Below are 19,042 nucleotides of genomic sequence, written 5' to 3' on the forward strand. Positions count from 1 at the left end.
CGCGCCCGGGGCAATTGTGGAGAAAGAATATGCATAACGAAGCACCCATTATCCGTCGTAAATCGACCCGGATTTATGTCGGCAAGGTGCCTGTCGGCGACGGCGCGCCTATCGCCGTCCAGTCGATGACCAATACCCGCACAACCGACGTAGAGGCGACGGTCAATCAGATCAAAGCGCTTGAGCGCGTCGGCGTCGATATCGTCCGCGTCTCCGTGCCGACCATGGATGCCGCCGAAGCCTTTAAGCTCATCAAGCAGCGCGTTAACGTGCCGCTGGTAGCCGATATCCATTTTGACTACCGCATCGCGCTGAAAGTCGCCGAATATGGCGTCGACTGTCTCCGTATCAACCCAGGCAACATCGGCAATAATGAGCGTATCCGCCAGGTGGTGGACTGCGCGCGCGACCACAATATTCCGATCCGTATCGGCGTGAATGCTGGCTCGCTGGAAAAAGATCTGCAGGAGAAGTACGGTGAGCCGACGCCACAGGCGCTGCTGGAGTCGGCGATGCGCCACGTCGATCATCTCGATCGTCTTAACTTCGATCAGTTCAAAGTGAGCGTCAAAGCGTCAGACGTCTTCCTGGCCGTCGAATCTTATCGCCTGCTGGCGAAGCAGATCGACCAGCCGCTGCACCTCGGCATTACCGAGGCGGGCGGCGCGCGCGCCGGCGCGGTGAAATCGGCGATCGGCCTGGGGCTGCTGCTCTCAGAAGGGATCGGCGATACGCTGCGTATTTCGCTGGCGGCCGATCCGATCGAAGAGGTGAAGGTCGGCTTCGACATTCTGAAGTCGCTGCGCATTCGCGCGCGCGGCATCAACTTTATCGCCTGCCCGACCTGTTCGCGTCAGGAGTTCGACGTTATCGGCACGGTTAACGCGCTTGAACAGCGGCTGGAAGATATCATTACGCCGATGGACGTCTCGATTATCGGCTGCGTGGTGAACGGTCCTGGCGAAGCAACGGTATCGACGCTGGGCGTCACCGGCGGCAACAAGAAAAGCGGCTTCTATGAAGATGGCGTACGCCAGCGCGATCGTCTCGACAACGACGATATGATCGACCAGCTGGAAGCGCGCATCCGCGCCAAAGCGACCATGCTGGACGAAAATCGTCGCATCAACGTTCAGCAGCTGGAAAACTAAGCGTCGGCGCAGCCAGCGCGACTTTGTTCAATGAACCTGTGCGGTTTCATCCTCATAAGGTATGATGCCGGACAGGTTTTTTTGCATTAAGAGATTTTAACGTGGCGAAGAATATTCAAGCTATCCGCGGCATGAACGACTACCTGCCGGCGGATACGGCTCTCTGGCAACGCATCGAAGGGTCGCTCAAGCAGGTGCTGGCCAGCTACGGCTACAGCGAAATTCGCATGCCGATCGTCGAGCAGACTCCGCTGTTTAAACGCGCCATCGGCGAAGTCACCGATGTGGTCGAAAAAGAGATGTACACCTTTGACGACCGCAACGGTGAAAGCCTGACGCTGCGTCCCGAAGGCACCGCAGGCTGCGTGCGCGCCGGCATCGAACATGGCCTGCTCTACAATCAGGAGCAGCGTCTGTGGTACATGGGACCCATGTTCCGCTACGAGCGTCCGCAGAAAGGACGCTACCGTCAGTTCCACCAGCTGGGCGCTGAGGTGTTTGGCCTGCAGGGGCCGGACGTGGACGCCGAGCTGATTATGCTGACGGCCCGCTGGTGGAAGGTATTGGGCATCGCCGGCCACGTGCGTCTGGAGCTCAACTCCATCGGGTCACTGGAGGCACGCGCCAACTACCGCGAAGCGCTGGTGGCGTTCCTCGAGCAGCACAAAGAGACGCTGGATGAAGACAGCAAGCGCCGCATGTACACCAATCCGCTGCGCGTGCTCGACAGCAAAAATCCCGACGTGCAGACGCTGCTTAACGACGCGCCGCAGCTGATGGATCATCTCGACGACGAATCGCGCCAGCATTTCCAGGGGCTGTGCGCCCTGCTGGATGATGCCGGTATCGCCTATCGCATCAACCAGCGCCTGGTGCGCGGCCTCGACTACTACAACCGCACCGTTTTCGAATGGGTGACCGAGAGCCTCGGCGCGCAGGGCACGGTGTGCGGCGGCGGCCGCTACGACGGTCTGGTCGAGCAGCTGGGCGGCCGTGCTACGCCAGCGGTCGGTTTCGCCATGGGCCTGGAGCGCCTGGTGCTGCTGGTGCAGGCGGTAAATCCTGAATTTGAACCGACGCGCGTTGTTGATGTCTATGTTATCGCTTCGGGCCAGGGCGTTCAGTCCGCTGCGATGCAGCTGGCGGAAAAACTGCGCGATGAGGCGCCGGAACTGAAGCTGATGACCAACTTCGGCGGCGGCAACTTTAAGAAGCAGTTTGCTCGCGCCGACAAGTGGGGCGCTCGCGTCGCGCTGGTAGTCGGCGAGGACGAAGTGAAGGCCGGTCAGGTTGTGGTTAAAGATCTGCGCAGCGGCGATCAGCAAACGCTGGCGCAGACAGAGGCTGCTGCTGCATTGCGCACGCTGCTGAAGTAAGCGTGGCACGGCACCAACCAGAGAAAGGAGAGGGATCGCGTGGAAGTTTATAGCAATGAAAACGAGCAGGTTGACGCGCTACGTCGCTTTTTTGCCAGTAACGGCAAGGCGCTGGCGGTCGGCGTGATTATCGGTATTGCCGCGCTTGGCGGCTGGCGCTACTGGGCCAGCCATGAAGAGGGCTCGTCAAAAGCGCTTTCGGCCCAGTATCAGCAAGTGACCAGCGCCATGAAAGCCGATCGGCCAGCCACGCTGGATACGGTAGCGAAATTCGTCAGCGAAAACAGCAATACCTACGGCGCGCTGGCGGCGCTGGATGCGGCTAAGCAGTATGTCGACGCCAACCAGCTCGATAAAGCGTCTTCCCTGCTGGAAAACGGTCTGAAGAATACCAAAGATGCCAATCTGCAGGCGGTTATCAACCTGCGGCTGGCGCGCATTCAACTGCAACAAAATCAGGCGGATGCCGCCCTTAAAACCCTCGATGCTGTCAAGGGCGATGGCTGGACAGCCATTGTGGCGGATATTCGCGGCGAAGCGCTGCTGAGCAAAGGCGACAAGCAGGGCGCGCGCGATGCGTGGAGCAAAGGCGTCGAGTCAGACGCTTCTCCGGCGCTGAAGCAAATGATGCAGATGAAGATGAATAACTTAAGCTAAGCCAGTCAAGAGAGAGCGCATGGAATTACGTAAATACCTGCTGCCAGGACTGATTTCAGTCACTTTGCTCAGCGGTTGTTCGCTGTTCAGCGGCGAAGAAGATGTAGTGAAAATGGCCCCGCTGCCAAAGGTGGAAAACCAGTTTACTCCCCAGGAAGTGTGGAGCACGTCGGTCGGTGACGGCATTGGCGATTTCTACTCTAACCTGCATCCGGCCTGGCAGGACAATACCGTATTTGCGGCGGATCGTTTCGGCGTAGTCAAAGCGCTGGACGCCTCCAACGGCAAAGAAAAATGGAAAGTCGATCTCTCTGAGAAAACCGGCTTCTTCTCGAAAAATATTTCGGCCCTGCTCTCTGGCGGCGTGACCGCAGCGGGCGAGCACATTTATATCGGCAGCGAGCGCGGCCAGCTGTTCGCTCTGAACAGCAGCGACGGCAGCATCGCCTGGCAGACCAAAGTCGCTGGCGAAGCGCTGTCGCGTCCGGTGGTGAGCGACGGCCTGGTGCTGGTGCATACCAGCAACGGCATGTTGCAGGGGCTGGATCAAAACAGCGGCGTAGTGAAGTGGAGCGTTAACCTCGACATGCCTGCGCTGTCGCTGCGCGGCGAATCTGCACCCGCGACCGCGTTCGGCGGCGCAATCGTCGGCGGCGATAACGGCCGCGTTAGCGCGGTTATTATGAATCAGGGCCAGCTTATCTGGCAGCAGCGTATCTCCCAGCCGAGCGGCGCGACCGAAATCGATCGCCTGAACGACGTCGATACGACGCCGGTTATCGTCAATGGCGTGGTTTACGCGCTGGCGTATAACGGCAATCTGACCGCGCTCGACCTGCGCTCCGGCCAAATCCTGTGGAAGCGTGAAATCGGCGGCGTGAAAGATCTGATTGTCGATGCTGGCCGCATCTATCTGGTGGATCAGGATGACCGCGTAATCGCGCTGAACGCTGACGGCGGCGTTGCCATCTGGCGTCAAAGCGATCTGCTGCACCGCAACCTGACTGCGCCGGTGCTCTATAACGGCTATCTGGTGGTAGGCGACAGCGAAGGCTATCTGCACTGGATTAATACTTCGGACGGTCGTTTCGTGGCGCAGCAGAAAGTCGACAGCGATGGCTTCCAGAGCGAGCCGGTTGTTGCCAGCGACAAGCTGATCATTCAGGCTAAGGGCGGCGAGGTTTACGCGATTACGCGTTAACGCGCCACCGGATTTGCTTTCCGTTTAACGGCTCCTGACGCGTCAGGAGCCGTTTCGTTTTTAGTCAGGCATGATATTCTTAGCGCCTTCAGCCTGAACCCGGCGGTTAAAACCGTTATAATCACGCCATTCGGGCGATTAATTTTTTTATTGAGGCACTGTTATGATACCTGTGGTCGCGCTGGTTGGGCGTCCCAATGTGGGGAAATCCACGCTGTTTAACCGCTTAACGCGCACTCGTGATGCGCTGGTGGCGGATTTTCCTGGACTGACACGCGATCGCAAATATGGTCGCGCCGAAGTGGAAGGGCGCGAATTTATTGTTATTGATACTGGCGGTATCGACGGCACTGAAGAGGGCGTCGAAACGCGTATGGCTGAACAGTCGCTGCTGGCGATTGAAGAGGCGGACGTGGTGCTGTTTATGGTCGATGCGCGCGCGGGCGTGATGCCGGCAGACAAGCAGATCGCTAACCATATCCGTTCACGCCAGAAGCCGACGTTCCTGGTGGCGAATAAAACTGACGGCCTCGATCCCGATTCAGCGGTTGTCGACTTCTATTCGCTGGGTCTGGGCGAGATCCACGCTATCGCAGCATCGCACGGTCGCGGCGTAACCAGCCTGCTGGAAACCGCTTTGCTGCCGTGGATGGACGAAATCGATCCGCGCGAAGTGACGGAAGAGGACGAGAACGAAGCCTACTGGGCGGCGCTGGCGGCGCAAGAGAGCGGTGAAGCACCGGAAGAAGAGGAAGAAGAGGCGTTCGATCCGACCGGGCTGCCGATTAAGCTGGCTATCGTCGGTCGTCCTAACGTCGGCAAATCGACGCTGACCAACCGTATTCTCGGCGAAGATCGCGTGGTGGTTTACGATATGCCGGGCACCACGCGCGACAGCATCTATATTCCGATGCAGCGCGACGACCGGGAATATATCCTGATTGATACCGCGGGCGTGCGTAAGCGCGGCAAAATCACCGATACGGTAGAGAAATTCTCGGTCATTAAAACCCTGCAGGCGATTGAAGATGCCAACGTCGTATTGCTGGTGATCGACGCGCGCGAAGGCATCTCCGATCAGGATCTGTCGCTGCTCGGCTTTATTCTCAACAGCGGTCGTTCGCTGGTGATCGTGGTGAACAAGTGGGACGGGCTGACGCAGGAAATTAAAGACGAGGTCAAAGAGACGCTGGACTATCGTCTCGGCTTTATCGACTTTGCTCGCGTGCACTTTATCTCTGCGCTGCACGGCAGCGGCGTTGGCAACCTGTTCGAATCGGTTACCGAAGCCTACGACTGCTCAACCAAACGCGTTAACACCTCTATGCTGACGCGCATCATGAACATGGCCGCCGAAGACCATCAGCCGCCGCTGGTGCGTGGTCGTCGCGTGAAGCTGAAGTATGCGCATGCCGGCGGTTACAACCCGCCGATCGTGGTGATACACGGCAACCAGGTGAAAGATTTGCCCGACTCCTACAAGCGCTATCTGATGAACTACTTCCGTCGTTCGCTTAACGTGATGGGCACGCCGATTCGCATTCAGTTCAAAGAGGGGGATAACCCCTTTGCGGGCAAGCGCAACCTTCTGACGCCGACGCAGCAGCGCAAGCGTAAGCGCCTGCTTTCGCATCTGAAGAAGAACAAGCGTTAAACCGAAGGGACCGAAAGGTCCCTTTGTTGTTTTCGGCGGCGGCAAACAGACGGCGCGCCATTTACGCATTGGGTTACTTCTACGCTTAACGTCAGGCCTGTGCCTGGGCACGTGTTAACCCTAAGTTTGTAGCAAAAATGCTATTGCTGCGTATACAGCCCGTTATAAATGTTCACCTCACAATGTACCAGGTGGTACAATCCCGCCCCGTATTGTGACGGGCGCGACCACACCTCATTGTCACCTTGCTCACAATGCCTGCATCCCGGACACAGGTCCGTACCATTACGCATCAAAATAAAGCGATATCCGACGCATCAGACGTCGTCACGCTTCAGAAGGCTGAGGCGCGGTGGCTTTATTTTTTCAGGAGAGTAAGTGTTATGGCTGAAACATCCTCCCGATCCGGCAAAGGGTTGGGTATCTGGTCGATTTTGCTGGGGCTGGTGCTGCTGGCCATCGGCCTGTTCTTTGCAATTGGCGGCGGCAAGCTGGTCGCGCTGGGCGGTAGCTGGTATTTCCTGATTGCAGGCATCGTGATGCTGCTGTCGGCGATCCAGTTCGTCCGTCGCAAGTCCTCCGCCGTCGTGCTGTTTATATTGGTCTTCGTCGGCACGCTGATTTGGGCGCTGGCGGACGCGGGCTGGTCTTTCTGGCCGCTGGTATCGCGCCTGATGGTGCCGTCGGGTCTGATGCTGCTGGCATTTCTGACCTGGCCTGCGCTGCGCAAGCGCGAAGGTAAATCCTCGCTGGCGAAGGTCTCTTACGTGCTGTCAGCGGTGATCGCCGTCGGTATGGTCGGCACGCTGGTGCAGATGTTCCAGCCGCATCCCACCGTGGCCTTTACCGGCAAAGCGCTGCCGCTGATCCCGGTCGATAAGAGCAAGCCGCAGCAGGACTGGAATAACTATGGCCGCACGCCGGGCGGCGACCGCTTTGCCGCTATCGACCAGATCACGCGCGATAACGTAAAAGATCTCAAAGTAGCCTGGACCTTCCACACTGGCGATACGCCGATCAGCCCGACCGGCAACGGAGCGGAAGATCAGCAAACGCCGCTGCAGATTGGCAACACGATCTACCTCTGTACGCCGCACAACAACGTAATTGCGGTGGAAGCGGACAGCGGCAAGCAGATCTGGAAACGCGAAATCAACGCGAAAGCGGAAGTCTGGCCGCGCTGCCGCGGGCTGGCCTACTTTGACGCCACCAAACCGCTGACTCAGCCGAGCAAGCCTGGCTCGACGCCGGTACCGGCAGTTAGCCTGGCGGCAGGCGATACCTGCCAGCGTCGTATTCTGATGAACACCATCGACGCGCGTCTGATTGCGATTAACGCCGACAACGGCGAGTTCTGCGAAAACTTCGGCGACCACGGCGTGGTCAATTTGAAAGAGGGGCTGGGCGAAGCGCAGGATCCGAAATATCAGCTGACGTCAGCGCCGACGCTGGCAGGCACCACGGTGGTGGTGGGCGGACGCGTCGCGGATAACGTCCAGACAGATATGCCGGGCGGCGTGCTGCGCGGTTTCGATGTGATCACCGGTAAACAGCGCTGGGCGTTTGACCCAGGCAATGTCGATCCGAACGCCGTGCTGATGCCGGGCCAGGATTACAAACGCAGCACCCCGAACTCCTGGGCGCCGATGTCATACGATCCGGCGATGAACACGGTATTCATCCCGATGGGCAGCTCCTCAGTGGATCTGTGGGGCGCAAACCGCACCGAACTGGACCATAAATATGGCGCCTCCGTGCTGGCGCTGGATGCGACCACGGGCAAAGAGAAGTGGGTCTACCAGACCGTGCATAACGATCTGTGGGACTTCGACCTGCCGATGCAGCCGAGCCTGGTCGATTTCCCGATGAAGGATGGCACCACCAAACCGGCGGTGGTTATCGGCGGGAAAACCGGCATGATCTTCGTGCTGGATCGCGAAACCGGCAAGCCGCTGACAAAAGTCGAAGAGCTGCCGATGCCGCAGGGCCATATCCCGAACGAGCAGTACACGAAAACGCAGCCGCATTCGACCGAGATGCCGCAGATTGGCAACCAGACGCTGACCGAGTCCGACATGTGGGGCGCAACGCCGTTCGATCAGCTGGCGTGCCGCATCGCCTTTAAATCGATGCGTTACAACGGCCTCTTCACCGTGCCGGATACCGACAAGTCGCTCAGCTTCCCGGGCTCGCTCGGCGGCATGAACTGGGGCAGCATGTCGTTCGATCCGAACAACCAGTACATGTTCGTCAACGATATGCGTCTCGGCCTGTGGGTGCAGATGATCCCGGCAGATACCAGCAACATCTCCCGCGGCAGCAACGGCGGCGAAGCGATCAATACCGGCATGGGCGCGGTGCCGCTGAAAGGCACGCCGTACGCGGTTAACAAAAACCGCTTTATGTCGCCGCTGGGCATTCCTTGCCAGGCGCCGCCGTTCGGCACGCTGTCGGCGATCGATATGAAGACGCGTAAAATCGTCTGGCAGGTGCCGGTCGGCACGGTGCAGGATACCGGTCCATTCGGGATTAAAATGCACGCGCAGATGCCGATCGGCATGCCGACGCTGGGCGGTACGCTGGCAACGCAGGGCGGACTGGTGTTTATCGCCGGTACGCAGGACTACTATCTGCGCGCTTTCGACAGCTCTACGGGTAAAGAGGTATGGAAAGCCCGTCTGCCTGTCGGTAGCCAGGGCGGTCCGATCAGCTATGTTTCGCCGAAAAACGGTAAACAGTACATCTTGATCTCCGCAGGCGGCGCGCGTCAGTCGCCGGATCGCGGCGATTACGTTATTGCCTACGCGCTGCCGTAACGGCGAAGCGTTATTGACAAAACCCTGCGCTCCGGCGTGGGGTTTTTTATTTGGCGCACAATAAAGTGTAAGCGTGGCGGCAATTGCAAAAAGCGTTTGGGAAGCAGGTCGCTAAGTCGCGGCACGGCGGTTGGGCAGGGGGTAGGAGCGAGTATAATCGCGGCGGCGCTTGAGGTTTCTGCCTTGAGCGATCGGCAAGCTGGTTGTGAGGCAGAAAAGAGAAAGCCCCGTAGTTAATTTTCATTAACCCACGAGGCTGCCCAACTGTCCCAACAACAGCAGGGTAGCCTCTTACCGCGCTCTGCGCAAGGAGGAGTGACCATGAAATTGCCACAGCTAACGCTGGTTTGTTGCGTATTACTGGTGTGTCTCACACTTTTAATCTTTACCTGGCTGACGCGGAAATCGCTGTGTGAAATCCGCTACCGGGACAACCAGCGCGAGGTGGCTGCTTCGATGGCTTACGAATCTGGTAAGTAGCAACCGGAAGGCGGGGAATGATCCCCGCCTTTACCGGCTGTTGACTGGACAGGCCTGAAGCGCCTTCATAAGGCCGCCCTCTCTGCGGCGGCCTTTTTTATTGCGTCGGCTCGTCGCCGTCGCGCCAGAGCGCTTCCAGCTCCGGCGGCGCCACCTGCTCCGGAATCAACAAGACGATAGTGCCGACTTCGCGGTGCGTGGCGTAGCTGATCTGAATGCGGAAGTAGCGCTGATCGCTACGCCCGATCTCTGGCGCTTTATCTTCAGGTTCGCCCAGCGGCAGCGCCTGTTCCAGAACCTGACAGACGCGCTGCTTTTGCGGCTGCGGCAGCTGAGCCAGCGCGAAACGTCGCGCGCCGCGCAGGCCGGGAATAAAGGCCAGTCCGCCTTCGCGCTCGACTTCAATCACCGCGTCGTCGGTCAGCTCGGGAAGAGAACTCATGGCACGCCAACCTCCTTCCACGCCTGTTCGATCGACTGCGCCACTGAACGGTTAAAGCGGCGTTCCCCGTGCTGAATGGTCAGCTGCGCAAAGGTGCTGAAATCGGCGTCCTGCGGCAGCGATTTGTCGCACACCGTGTCGTACCAGGCCTGACCCGCCTGCTCCCAGGCATAGCCGCCCAGCGCTTTCGCCGCCAGGTAAAAGGCGCGGTTGGGTATGCCGGAATTCAGATGCACGCCGCCGTTGTCTTCACGCGTCTTAATATAGTGATCCATATGCGCAGGCTGCGGATCCTTGCCCAGCATCGGATCGTCATAGGCGGTGCCCGGCTCCGCCATCGAGCGCAGCCCGCGTCCGTTAATACCGCTCGCCAGCAGACCTTCGCCGATAATCCAGTCAGCTTTGTCCGCGCTCTGCTTCAGATGGAACTGCTTAACCAGCGAGCCGAAGACGTCTGAGAGCGACTCGTTTAGCGCGCCCGCCTGTTCGAAATAGATCAATCCGGCTTCTGTCTCGGTCACGCCGTGCGCCAGCTCGTGCGCTACCACGTCGATGGCGATAGTAAAGCGGTTAAAGATTTCGCCGTCGCCGTCGCCGAACACCATCTGCTGTCCGTTCCAGAAGGCGTTTTGATACGCCTTGCCGTAATGGACGGTGCCGAGTAGCTTCAGCCCCTGATTGTCGAGGGAGTTACGCTGATAGGTTTGCCAGAAGAAATCATAGGTTACGCCAAGATAATCCCAGGCTTCCCGGGCGGCGACATCGCCGGTGTCAGGCTGACCCTCGCTGCGCAGCAGCTCGCCCGGCAGGTTCTGCGTGTTTTTCGCGTCAAAGATTTCGCGCTCGACATGGCCGCCCGTCGCCGTCTGCGGCGCGACCGGCTTTTGCCAGTTCTCCGCCATCAGATGCTGAACGTGCATCAGCGTGCGGCGCGCATAGTCCTGCTGATGGCTGGAACCGTGGGTCACAATGTTACGCAAGATATAAGGGGGGATAACGCTGTAAGACATACCCGACTCCTTGGCACAAGTAATGTGCCAAAAAGTATAGTCTTTGTTCAGGAAGCGGTTTTACGGCGGCGTTTTTTTTCCGGCAGCAGGCTGGTCACCTGGCTTTCCACCCAGCCATCGTCGAGACGCGTGCGCAGGGTATCGCCGCTCTGCAGCTGGGCGGTTTTTTTCACCACCTGGCCGCTGCTATCGGTCGTCACGCTGAAGCCGCGCGCCAGCGTCGCCAGCGGGCTGACGCCTTCCAGCTGCGCGGCAAGGGTTGCAAAGCGCTGTCTGTCGCGGTTAAGCATCTTCTCCATGCTCTGCTGCAGGCGATAGCGCATCTGCTCCAGCTGGCGCTGTGCCTGAAACAGCCGCGGCTGCGGCTGATGCGCGGCAAGACGCTGAGAAAGCCGATCCTGCTGCCGCAGGCTCTGACGTAGCCGGTTTTCCATCGCCTCGTTCAGCCGCTGCTGCAGGCGGAACAGGGCGGTCTGCTGACGCGCCAGGCGAAGCTGCGGATGCTGCTGCTGCAGGCGATGATCGAGACGGGAGAAGCGGCGCTGTTGCTGCGCCAGATAGTAATCCATCGCCATTTCCAGCCGTTGTTGCTGTGAGAGCAACTGTCGCAGCAGTTCCGTCTGATTTCTGCTCACGATTTCAGCTGCGGCGGACGGCGTCGGCGCACGCAGGTCGGCGACGAAATCAGCGATGGTGACGTCAGTTTCATGGCCGACGGCGCTCACCACCGGAATACGGCTGGCGAAAATAGCGCGCGCGACGCGCTCTTCGTTGAAGCTCCAGAGATCTTCCAGCGAGCCGCCGCCGCGGCCGACGATCAGCACGTCGCACTCTGCGCGCTGGTTCGCCAGCTCAATCGCGCGCACGATAGCGGCCGGCGCGTCGGCGCCCTGGACCGGTGTAGGATAGATAATCACCGGCAGCGAAGGATCGCGGCGGTGCAGCACGCGCAGCACATCATGCAGCGCCGCGCCGGTCGCAGAGGTGATCACGCCGACCTGTTTCGCCGGCTCGGGCAGCGGCTGTTTATGCTGCTGGTCGAACAGCCCTTCGCTCGTCAGCTTCGCCTTGAGCAGCTCGAACTGCTGCTGCAGCGCCCCTTCGCCCGCCGGATGCATGCTTTCGATAATCAGCTGATAGTCGCCGCGCGGCTCATAAAGCGTGATGGTGGCGCGCACCAGGATTTGCTGGCCGTGCTGCGGACGGAAGGTGACACGGCGGTTGCTATTGCGGAACATCGCGCAGCGCACCTGCGCGCCGTCATCCTTCAGCGTGAAGTACCAGTGGCCCGAGGCGGGCTGAGAAAAGTTGGAGATCTCCGCGCTCAGCCACACCGAGCCCATCTCCTGTTCCAGAAGCTGACGCACCGTCGTATTCAGGCGGCTGACGGTAAAAACATTGGCGATCGGGGGTAGCGACATGTGATGGAGATCAAATAGTAAATCAGAGGGTTAATTAACCGATACTACATGGCTGTTGGCGAGGATCAAGACTTTTTCTAAAATAATGCTGGAGGCAAACGATTACGGCCTGTATAATGCCGCGGCAATATTTTATCTGTTCTCATTCACCCCAGGTTGAGATATTGCCATGCTAAGAATCGCTAAAGAAGCCCTTACTTTCGACGACGTTCTGCTCGTTCCTGCTCACTCCACCGTTCTGCCTAACACGGCCGATCTCAGCACTCAGCTGACGAAAAACATTCGTCTCAACATCCCGATGCTCTCCGCCGCTATGGACACTGTAACCGAAGCGGGCCTGGCTATTGCGCTGGCGCAGGAAGGCGGTCTGGGCTTTATCCACAAAAACATGTCGATTGAGCGCCAGGCGGATGAAGTTCGCAAGGTGAAGAAGCATGAAAGCGGCGTGGTAACCGAACCGCAAACCGTCCTGCCGACCACGACGCTGGCGGAAGTCAAAGCCCTGACCGAGCGCAACGGTTTTGCGGGCTATCCGGTCGTGAATGAAAGCAACGAGCTGGTCGGCATCATCACCGGACGCGACGTGCGCTTCGTTACCGACCTGGCGCAGCCGGTTACTGCCGTTATGACGCCAAAAGAACGTCTGGTCACGGTGAAAGAGGGTGAGGCGCGTGACGTCGTGCTGCAGAGAATGCACGAAAAACGCGTCGAGAAAGCGCTGGTGGTGGACGACAGCTTCCATCTGCTTGGCATGATCACCGTTAAAGACTTCCAGAAAGCAGAACGTAAGCCGAACGCCTGTAAAGATGCGCAGGGCCGTCTGCGCGTTGGCGCGGCAGTGGGCGCAGGCGCGGGCAATGAAGAGCGCGTTGACGCGCTGGTCGCCGCGGGCGTTGACGTGCTGCTGATCGACTCATCGCACGGTCACTCAGAAGGCGTGCTGCAGCGCATCCGCGAGACCCGCGCAAAATATCCTGACCTGGAGATCATCGGCGGCAACGTCGCGACCGGCGCAGGCGCACGGGCACTGGCGGAAGCGGGCGTAAGCGCGGTGAAAGTCGGCATCGGTCCGGGCTCTATCTGTACAACCCGTATCGTCACCGGCGTAGGTGTGCCGCAGATCACTGCCGTTTCCGACGCGGTCGAAGCGCTGGAAGGCACCGGCATCCCGGTTATCGCCGACGGCGGTATCCGTTTCTCCGGCGACATCGCCAAAGCGATCGCCGCGGGCGCAGCTGCCGTCATGGTTGGCTCCATGCTAGCCGGTACGGAAGAGTCGCCGGGTGAAATCGAGCTCTATCAGGGCCGCGCTTTCAAATCCTACCGCGGCATGGGGTCGCTGGGCGCGATGTCCAAAGGCTCATCCGACCGCTATTTCCAGAGCGATAACGCCGCTGACAAACTGGTGCCTGAAGGCATCGAAGGCCGCGTTGCCTATAAAGGCCGCCTGAAAGAGATCGTTCACCAGCAGATGGGCGGCCTGCGCTCCTGTATGGGCCTGACCGGCTGCCAGACTATCGACGATCTGCGCACCAAAGCGGAGTTCGTCCGCATCAGCGGCGCCGGCATCAACGAAAGCCACGTGCACGATGTGACTATCACCAAAGAGTCACCGAACTACCGTATGGGATCCTGATCCCCTGAGATTTATCGCCCGGCATCAGCCGGGCGCTTTCATTATCAAGTTACCCGCTCTGGAAACGCCTCAATGACGACGGAAAATATTCATAAGCATCGCATTCTGATTCTCGATTTTGGTTCTCAATACACGCAGCTGGTCGCGCGCCGCGTCCGCGAGCTGGGCGTGTACTGCGAACTCTGGGCATGGGATGTCACCGAAGAGCAGATCCGCCAGTTCAACCCGAACGGCATCATCCTTTCCGGCGGCCCGGAAAGCACCACCGAACTCAACAGCCCGCGCGCGCCGGAGTATGTCTTTAACGCAGGCGTACCGGTGCTCGGCGTCTGCTACGGCATGCAGACCATGGCGATGCAGCTGGGCGGCAAAGTCGAAGGTTCTAACGAGCGCGAGTTCGGTTATGCGCAGGTGGAAGTGCTGACCCCGAGCGCGCTGATCCGTGACATCGAAGACGCCATCAGCGCCGCAGGCAAACCGCTGCTCGACGTCTGGATGAGCCACGGCGATAAAGTGACCGCGATTCCGTCCGACTTCGTCACCGTCGCCAGCACCGAAACCTGTCCGTTCGCCATCATGGCGAACGAAGAGAAGCGTTTCTACGGCGTGCAGTTCCATCCGGAAGTCACGCATACGCGCCAGGGTCTGCGCATGCTGGAGCGTTTCGTGCTCGACATCTGCGAATGCGAAGCGCTGTGGACGCCGGCCAAAATTATCGAAGATGCGGTCGAACGTCTGCGTGAGCAAATCGGCAACGATAAAGTCATTCTCGGCCTGTCGGGTGGCGTGGACTCCTCCGTGACCGCAATGCTGCTGCACCGCGCCATCGGCGATCGTCTGATCTGCGTCTTCGTCGACAACGGTCTGCTGCGTCTGAACGAGGCGGAGCAGGTGCTGGATATGTTCGGCGATCACTTCGGCCTCAATATCGTTCACGTTCCGGCGGAGGCGCGCTTCCTCGACGCGCTGGCGGGCGAAAACGATCCGGAAGCCAAGCGTAAAATCATCGGCCGCGTATTCGTTGAAGTGTTCGACGAAGAGGCGAGCAAGCTGACCGACGTGAAATGGCTGGCGCAGGGCACCATCTATCCAGACGTGATCGAGTCCGCCGCCTCTGCGACCGGCAAAGCGCACGTGATCAAATCCCACCACAACGTGGGCGGCCTGCCGAAAGAGATGAAGCTGGGCCTCGTCGAGCCGCTGAAAGAGCTGTTCAAAGATGAAGTGCGTAAGATCGGCCTGGAGCTGGGGCTGCCGTACGATATGCTCTATCGCCATCCGTTCCCGGGCCCAGGCCTCGGTGTGCGCGTGCTGGGCGAAGTGAAGAAAGAGTATTGCGATCTGCTGCGTCGCGCCGATGCGATCTTTATTGAAGAGCTGCGCAAAGCGGATCTCTATAACAAAGTGAGCCAGGCGTTCACCGTCTTCCTGCCGGTGCGCTCCGTGGGCGTGATGGGCGACGGTCGTAAATATGACTGGGTTGTTTCGCTGCGCGCCGTCGAGACCATCGACTTTATGACCGCGCACTGGGCGCATCTGCCGTATGATTTCCTCGGCCGCGTCTCTAACCGCATCATCAACGAAGTCAACGGTATCTCCCGCGTGGTATACGATATCAGCGGCAAGCCGCCGGCGACCATTGAGTGGGAATAACCTTTCCGCTTACACTGAAGCGCGTTGATTAATTCCTCGCCAGCCTGTCGTCAGAGAGGCTGGCGATTTTCTTTCCGCTGTTCACTCCAGGACATATCTATGCTGCCACTCAAGGCTGTGAGCCTCTGCATTCTGCTGGTGATCCTGCTGTCGCTGGGCGCCAGCCTGGCGCAGGCGACCCGCCACGGCGACCTCTCCGGCGGGCAGGGCGGCTGGTGGTCGGCGCGACGCGACTCCGCCGGCCTGGCGCCCGATCCGCAGCGTTTTGCTTCGCAGGCGATCGTGCAGGTCTACGCCGCGCCCACCTACGGCTGGAAAGGAGCGGTGGCGGTGCATCCGTGGATTATCTTCAAGCGCGCAGGCGAGACGCGCTACAGCCGCTATGAAGTGATCAGCTGGGGCAGCGGCGATAAAGTGCGGCGCAACAGCAATCTGCCAGACGGCTACTGGTATGGGGCGAAACCGCGTCTGCTGGTGGAGCATCGCGGCGAGGCGGCGCAGGCGATGATCCCGCGCATCGAGGCGGCGATCCGCTCCTATCCCTGGCCGAATACCTATCACGCCTGGCCGGGACCGAACAGCAACACCTTTCTCGCCCATATCGGACGTGAAGTGCCGGCACTGAAACTCGATATGCCCGCTAACGCGCTCGGCAAAGATTATCGGCCGCTGTGGCGTCCGGTTGGCCTGCCGCCATCGGGGCGCGGCATTCAGGTTTCCGTACTGGGCGTCGCCGGCGTAACGCTCGGCGCGGAGGAGGGCTTTGAGCTGAATGTGCTGGGTCTGAATATGGGCGTGGATTTTACGCCGCTGCGCCTGCGTCTGCCGTTTATTGGCGGCATCGGCGGCGACAACGTGCAGCAGGATAACCCGCCGGGCTAACGCCCGGCGCAGGCGTCAGCAAACGCCGAAATCGCCCTCTTCATGGTAGAGGTTGACGCTGTCCGCCTTTACCTCGATCTCTTTTTTCGTGGCGTCATCGACGCGCGCGCACCACAACGTTTCGCCTTCCACGCGCAGTACCAGCATCTTCGGGCCGCCGGTTTTAGACTGCACAAAATCATCGGGTTTAAACATGCTTTTCTCCTTGGGTTTTAAGGAAGTGTAGGGCGCGGCACACGCCTCTGCATAACATTTTTTGCGGCGCCTCTTCCATGATTTTCCATGCAATTCCCCTCTGTAAAAGAGTTTGAGGCATCCTGCTGCTCAGGCAGAATTGATTGTCGTGGTTGTCGATTGACAACCTGATGAGTTTGGCGTAAGGTGCAGACAAAATGGAAAGAAGACGGCATCCAGACAAAGAGATTGAGGCGGCGCTGCGTCATGCCGAAGCCTACGGATGGCAGATAGTGACGATGGCACACCATGGCTGGGGCAAAATGTATTGCCCTATGCATTCGGCGGCATGCCGCTGCGGAGAGTTTTGCATCAGCATCATCTGGAGCACGCCGCGCAGCGCCTTTAACCATGCGCGTGCGCTGCGGCGGGTGGTCGACAAGTGCATTGCGGTGCGCAAACTGCATTAAGGAGCCAACATGGAATATATCTTTACGCTGCGTTTTCAGCTGCCAAAACCGCTTTTGCCGGAAGAGCAGCTGCTCCAGCGGCTCATCGACGCGGGCTGCGACGATGCGCTGCCAGGGCTAGGAGTGCCGGGAAAAGTGGCGCTGGAGTTTACGCGTGACGCCTCCAGCGCAAAGCGGGCGGTGCTGAGCGCTATCAAGGACGTGCAGAGCGCGGTGCCGGACGTGCAGCTTATCGAAGCGGCGCCCGACTTTGTCGGCCTGACCGACGTGGCCGACATTATCGGCGTTTCCCGCCAGAATATGCGCAAGCTGATGCTGAACCACAGCCCACATTTTCCACCGCCGGTACACGACGGCAAAACCGCGCTCTGGCACCTGGCGGACGTGCTGGAATGGCTGGAGCAGCGCGGCAGCTACGCTATTCCAGCCGGGACGCGCGATCTGGCGCAGGTAACGCTGCGGCTCAACCTGCAGCAGGCGATGCAGCGCTATGCGCACTGCCTCGCCGCCGGCGCTGAGGTCGGCAATCAGTGATGCAGCAGAAACAGCGTCGCCAGACCGAGGAAAATAAAGAAGCCGCCGGTATCGGTAATGGCGGTAATCAGTACGCTGGAGCCTACTGCCGGGTCGCGCTTCAGTTTGGTCATGATCAACGGGATCAAGACGCCCATTAGCGCCGCCAGCAGCAAATTCAGCACCATCGCCAGCATCATGACGCCGCCCAGTTCCAGATTGTCATACATCAGCCAGGTGATCAGCCCCATGGTGCCGCCCCAGAACAGGCCGTTAAGCAGCGCCACGCCCAGCTCGCGCGCAATCAGAAACGAGAAGTTGCCCGGCTCGACCTGATGCAGCGCCAGCGCGCGCACAATCATGGTAATGGTCTGGTTGCCGGTGTTGCCGCCGATGCCAGCGACAATCGGCATCAGCGTCGCCAGTGCCACCAGCTGCGAGATGGTATCTTCAAACAAACCGATAACGCGCGACGCGATAAAGGCGGTGCAGAGATTGATCGCCAGCCAGGCCCAGCGGCGGCGCACCGCTTTGCGCACCGGCGCGAACACATCCTCTTCCTGACTGATGCCGCCCATGCGGCGAATATTGCTCTCATTCTCTTCGTTGACCAGGTCGACCACGTCCTCAATGGTGACGCGTCCGATCAGCTTGCCTTTAGCGTCGATGACCGCGGCGGAGATAAGGTTATAGCGCTCAAAAGCGCCTGCTGCGTCTTCGGCCTTGTCGTTGAGCTGGAAGGTGGTGGGCGAGGTGTTCATCACCTCCTCGACGCGTTTTTTCGGCTTGTTAAGCAGAATATCGGTCAGTGAGAGCTCGCCCAGCAGCAGATTGTTATCGTCGGTAATGAAAATCTTGTCTGTGCCGTTCGGCATGCTTTTTCGGTGGCGCAAATAGCGCTGCACCGTTGCCAGCGTGACGTCGGCGCGTACCGTCAGGATATTGAAATCCATAATGCGCCCGACGCGATCGCGATCGAAATCGACCACGCTGAGCACGCGCGCGCGCTGGCCTGGCTCCAGCGAGGCGAGCAGACGCCCCGTCAGATCGCGCGGCAGGTAGCGCGCCAGCCACACCTGGTCATCAATATCGAGCGGCTCGATGGCGCGCAGAATGTCGCGATCGCTCATCCCTTCCGTCAGGCTGGCCCAGACGGTTTCCGACGCTTCTACCAGCACATGGCCGCGTTTCGCGACAGGGACCAGCCGCCACAGCGCCTGGCGCGCCTCTTCCGGCAGCGCTTCAAGAATATCGGCTAAATCCGCTGCGTGCAGCTGAGCGATATCCTGCTCCAGGATAGCCTGATGTGTCGCATTTTCACGTTGCTGTTCAGGGCTGCGATCGCCGGATTTCTCCAGCAGCGCGTCCACCAGATCTGGCTCACTGAGCAGCAGCGTCAGAATGCGATGACGAATTTCACTTAAACGTTGAGTATGCGAGGCAGACATAACGAGTCCTTTGTGTCTGAAAGTTACAGCACGAAGTGTAGCGTTTAGCCTCGCAAAA

Annotated in this window: 17 protein-coding genes; 12 read left to right on the forward strand and 5 right to left on the reverse strand. The window is 59.4% G+C overall.

What is annotated here, in order from left to right; all coding sequences use genetic code 11:
• Window positions 1–29 precede the first annotated feature (29 nt).
• The 7 genes from ispG to ACR6A7_RS14510 all read left to right on the forward strand — a co-directional run bounded on the left by ispG (window position 30) and on the right by ACR6A7_RS14510 (window position 9,335).
• A complete protein-coding gene (gene ispG / locus ACR6A7_RS14480) occupies window positions 30–1,151 on the forward strand; it encodes a flavodoxin-dependent (E)-4-hydroxy-3-methylbut-2-enyl-diphosphate synthase (protein ID WP_434125617.1) in 1,122 nt (373 codons plus the stop codon).
• Between the two features lie 101 nt (window positions 1,152–1,252).
• On the forward strand, window positions 1,253–2,527 hold the full coding sequence (gene hisS / locus ACR6A7_RS14485) for a histidine--tRNA ligase (RefSeq protein WP_434125618.1): 1,275 nt from the start codon (window positions 1,253–1,255) through the stop codon (window positions 2,525–2,527).
• Between the two features lie 39 nt (window positions 2,528–2,566).
• Window positions 2,567–3,184 carry a YfgM family protein gene (locus tag ACR6A7_RS14490; protein ID WP_434125619.1) on the forward strand — a complete coding sequence of 206 codons (618 nt, stop codon included), beginning with the start codon at window positions 2,567–2,569 and terminating at the stop codon, window positions 3,182–3,184.
• A gap of 19 nt (window positions 3,185–3,203) precedes the next feature.
• Complete coding sequence (gene bamB / locus ACR6A7_RS14495) at window positions 3,204–4,385, forward strand: outer membrane protein assembly factor BamB (RefSeq protein WP_434125620.1); 1,182 nt, start codon at window positions 3,204–3,206, stop codon at window positions 4,383–4,385.
• Window positions 4,386–4,548: 163 nt separating this feature from the next.
• Window positions 4,549–6,039 carry a ribosome biogenesis GTPase Der gene (gene der / locus ACR6A7_RS14500; RefSeq protein WP_434125622.1) on the forward strand — a complete coding sequence of 497 codons (1,491 nt, stop codon included), beginning with the start codon at window positions 4,549–4,551 and terminating at the stop codon, window positions 6,037–6,039.
• Window positions 6,040–6,422: 383 nt separating this feature from the next.
• On the forward strand, window positions 6,423–8,855 hold the full coding sequence (locus ACR6A7_RS14505; RefSeq protein ID WP_434125624.1) for a glucose/quinate/shikimate family membrane-bound PQQ-dependent dehydrogenase: 2,433 nt from the start codon (window positions 6,423–6,425) through the stop codon (window positions 8,853–8,855).
• 321 nt (window positions 8,856–9,176) lie between these two features.
• Window positions 9,177–9,335: a type I toxin-antitoxin system Hok family toxin gene (locus ACR6A7_RS14510; RefSeq protein WP_081141507.1), complete on the forward strand. Its 159-nt coding sequence runs from the start codon at window positions 9,177–9,179 to the stop codon at window positions 9,333–9,335.
• A gap of 97 nt (window positions 9,336–9,432) precedes the next feature.
• On the opposite strand, the gene ACR6A7_RS14515 is transcribed toward ACR6A7_RS14510, so the two are convergent.
• The 3 genes from ACR6A7_RS14515 to xseA are packed head-to-tail and all read right to left on the reverse strand — an operon-like array spanning window position 9,433 to window position 12,208.
• Entirely contained in the window at window positions 9,433–9,777 is a 345-nt protein-coding gene (locus ACR6A7_RS14515; protein ID WP_434125626.1) for a protealysin inhibitor emfourin, read from the reverse strand.
• Window positions 9,774–10,787 (reverse strand): M4 family metallopeptidase, encoded by a 1,014-nt coding sequence (locus tag ACR6A7_RS14520; protein ID WP_434125627.1) that lies wholly within the window; start codon window positions 10,785–10,787, stop codon window positions 9,774–9,776. The genes ACR6A7_RS14515 and ACR6A7_RS14520 overlap by 4 nt, the downstream gene beginning before the upstream one ends.
• A gap of 47 nt (window positions 10,788–10,834) precedes the next feature.
• Complete coding sequence (gene xseA / locus ACR6A7_RS14525) at window positions 10,835–12,208, reverse strand: exodeoxyribonuclease VII large subunit (RefSeq protein WP_434125629.1); 1,374 nt, start codon at window positions 12,206–12,208, stop codon at window positions 10,835–10,837.
• A gap of 169 nt (window positions 12,209–12,377) precedes the next feature.
• Between xseA and guaB the strand changes: the two genes are divergently transcribed.
• The 3 genes from guaB to ACR6A7_RS14540 all read left to right on the forward strand — a co-directional run bounded on the left by guaB (window position 12,378) and on the right by ACR6A7_RS14540 (window position 16,379).
• Window positions 12,378–13,844 (forward strand): IMP dehydrogenase, encoded by a 1,467-nt coding sequence (guaB, locus tag ACR6A7_RS14530; protein ID WP_434125631.1) that lies wholly within the window; start codon window positions 12,378–12,380, stop codon window positions 13,842–13,844.
• A gap of 72 nt (window positions 13,845–13,916) precedes the next feature.
• Window positions 13,917–15,497 (forward strand): glutamine-hydrolyzing GMP synthase, encoded by a 1,581-nt coding sequence (gene guaA / locus ACR6A7_RS14535; protein ID WP_033753883.1) that lies wholly within the window; start codon window positions 13,917–13,919, stop codon window positions 15,495–15,497.
• Between the two features lie 99 nt (window positions 15,498–15,596).
• Complete coding sequence (locus ACR6A7_RS14540; protein ID WP_434125632.1) at window positions 15,597–16,379, forward strand: DUF3750 domain-containing protein; 783 nt, start codon at window positions 15,597–15,599, stop codon at window positions 16,377–16,379.
• Between the two features lie 15 nt (window positions 16,380–16,394).
• Here ACR6A7_RS14540 and ACR6A7_RS14545 read toward each other — a convergent pair whose 3' ends face one another.
• Window positions 16,395–16,574 (reverse strand): hypothetical protein, encoded by a 180-nt coding sequence (locus ACR6A7_RS14545; protein ID WP_033753879.1) that lies wholly within the window; start codon window positions 16,572–16,574, stop codon window positions 16,395–16,397.
• A gap of 197 nt (window positions 16,575–16,771) precedes the next feature.
• On the opposite strand from ACR6A7_RS14545, the gene ACR6A7_RS14550 reads away from it, so the two are divergent.
• Window positions 16,772–17,023: a hypothetical protein gene (locus tag ACR6A7_RS14550; RefSeq protein ID WP_434125634.1), complete on the forward strand. Its 252-nt coding sequence runs from the start codon at window positions 16,772–16,774 to the stop codon at window positions 17,021–17,023.
• 9 nt (window positions 17,024–17,032) lie between these two features.
• Window positions 17,033–17,557: a helix-turn-helix transcriptional regulator gene (locus ACR6A7_RS14555; RefSeq protein ID WP_434125636.1), complete on the forward strand. Its 525-nt coding sequence runs from the start codon at window positions 17,033–17,035 to the stop codon at window positions 17,555–17,557.
• Here the strand turns inward: ACR6A7_RS14555 and mgtE are convergent.
• Entirely contained in the window at window positions 17,551–18,984 is a 1,434-nt protein-coding gene (gene mgtE, locus ACR6A7_RS14560) for a magnesium transporter (RefSeq protein WP_434125638.1), read from the reverse strand. The genes ACR6A7_RS14555 and mgtE overlap by 7 nt on opposite strands.
• Between the last annotated feature and the right edge of the window lie 58 nt (window positions 18,985–19,042).

The sequence above is a fragment of the Pantoea phyllosphaerae genome (assembly GCF_051025595.1).
Lineage (GTDB): Bacteria > Pseudomonadota > Gammaproteobacteria > Enterobacterales > Enterobacteriaceae > Pantoea.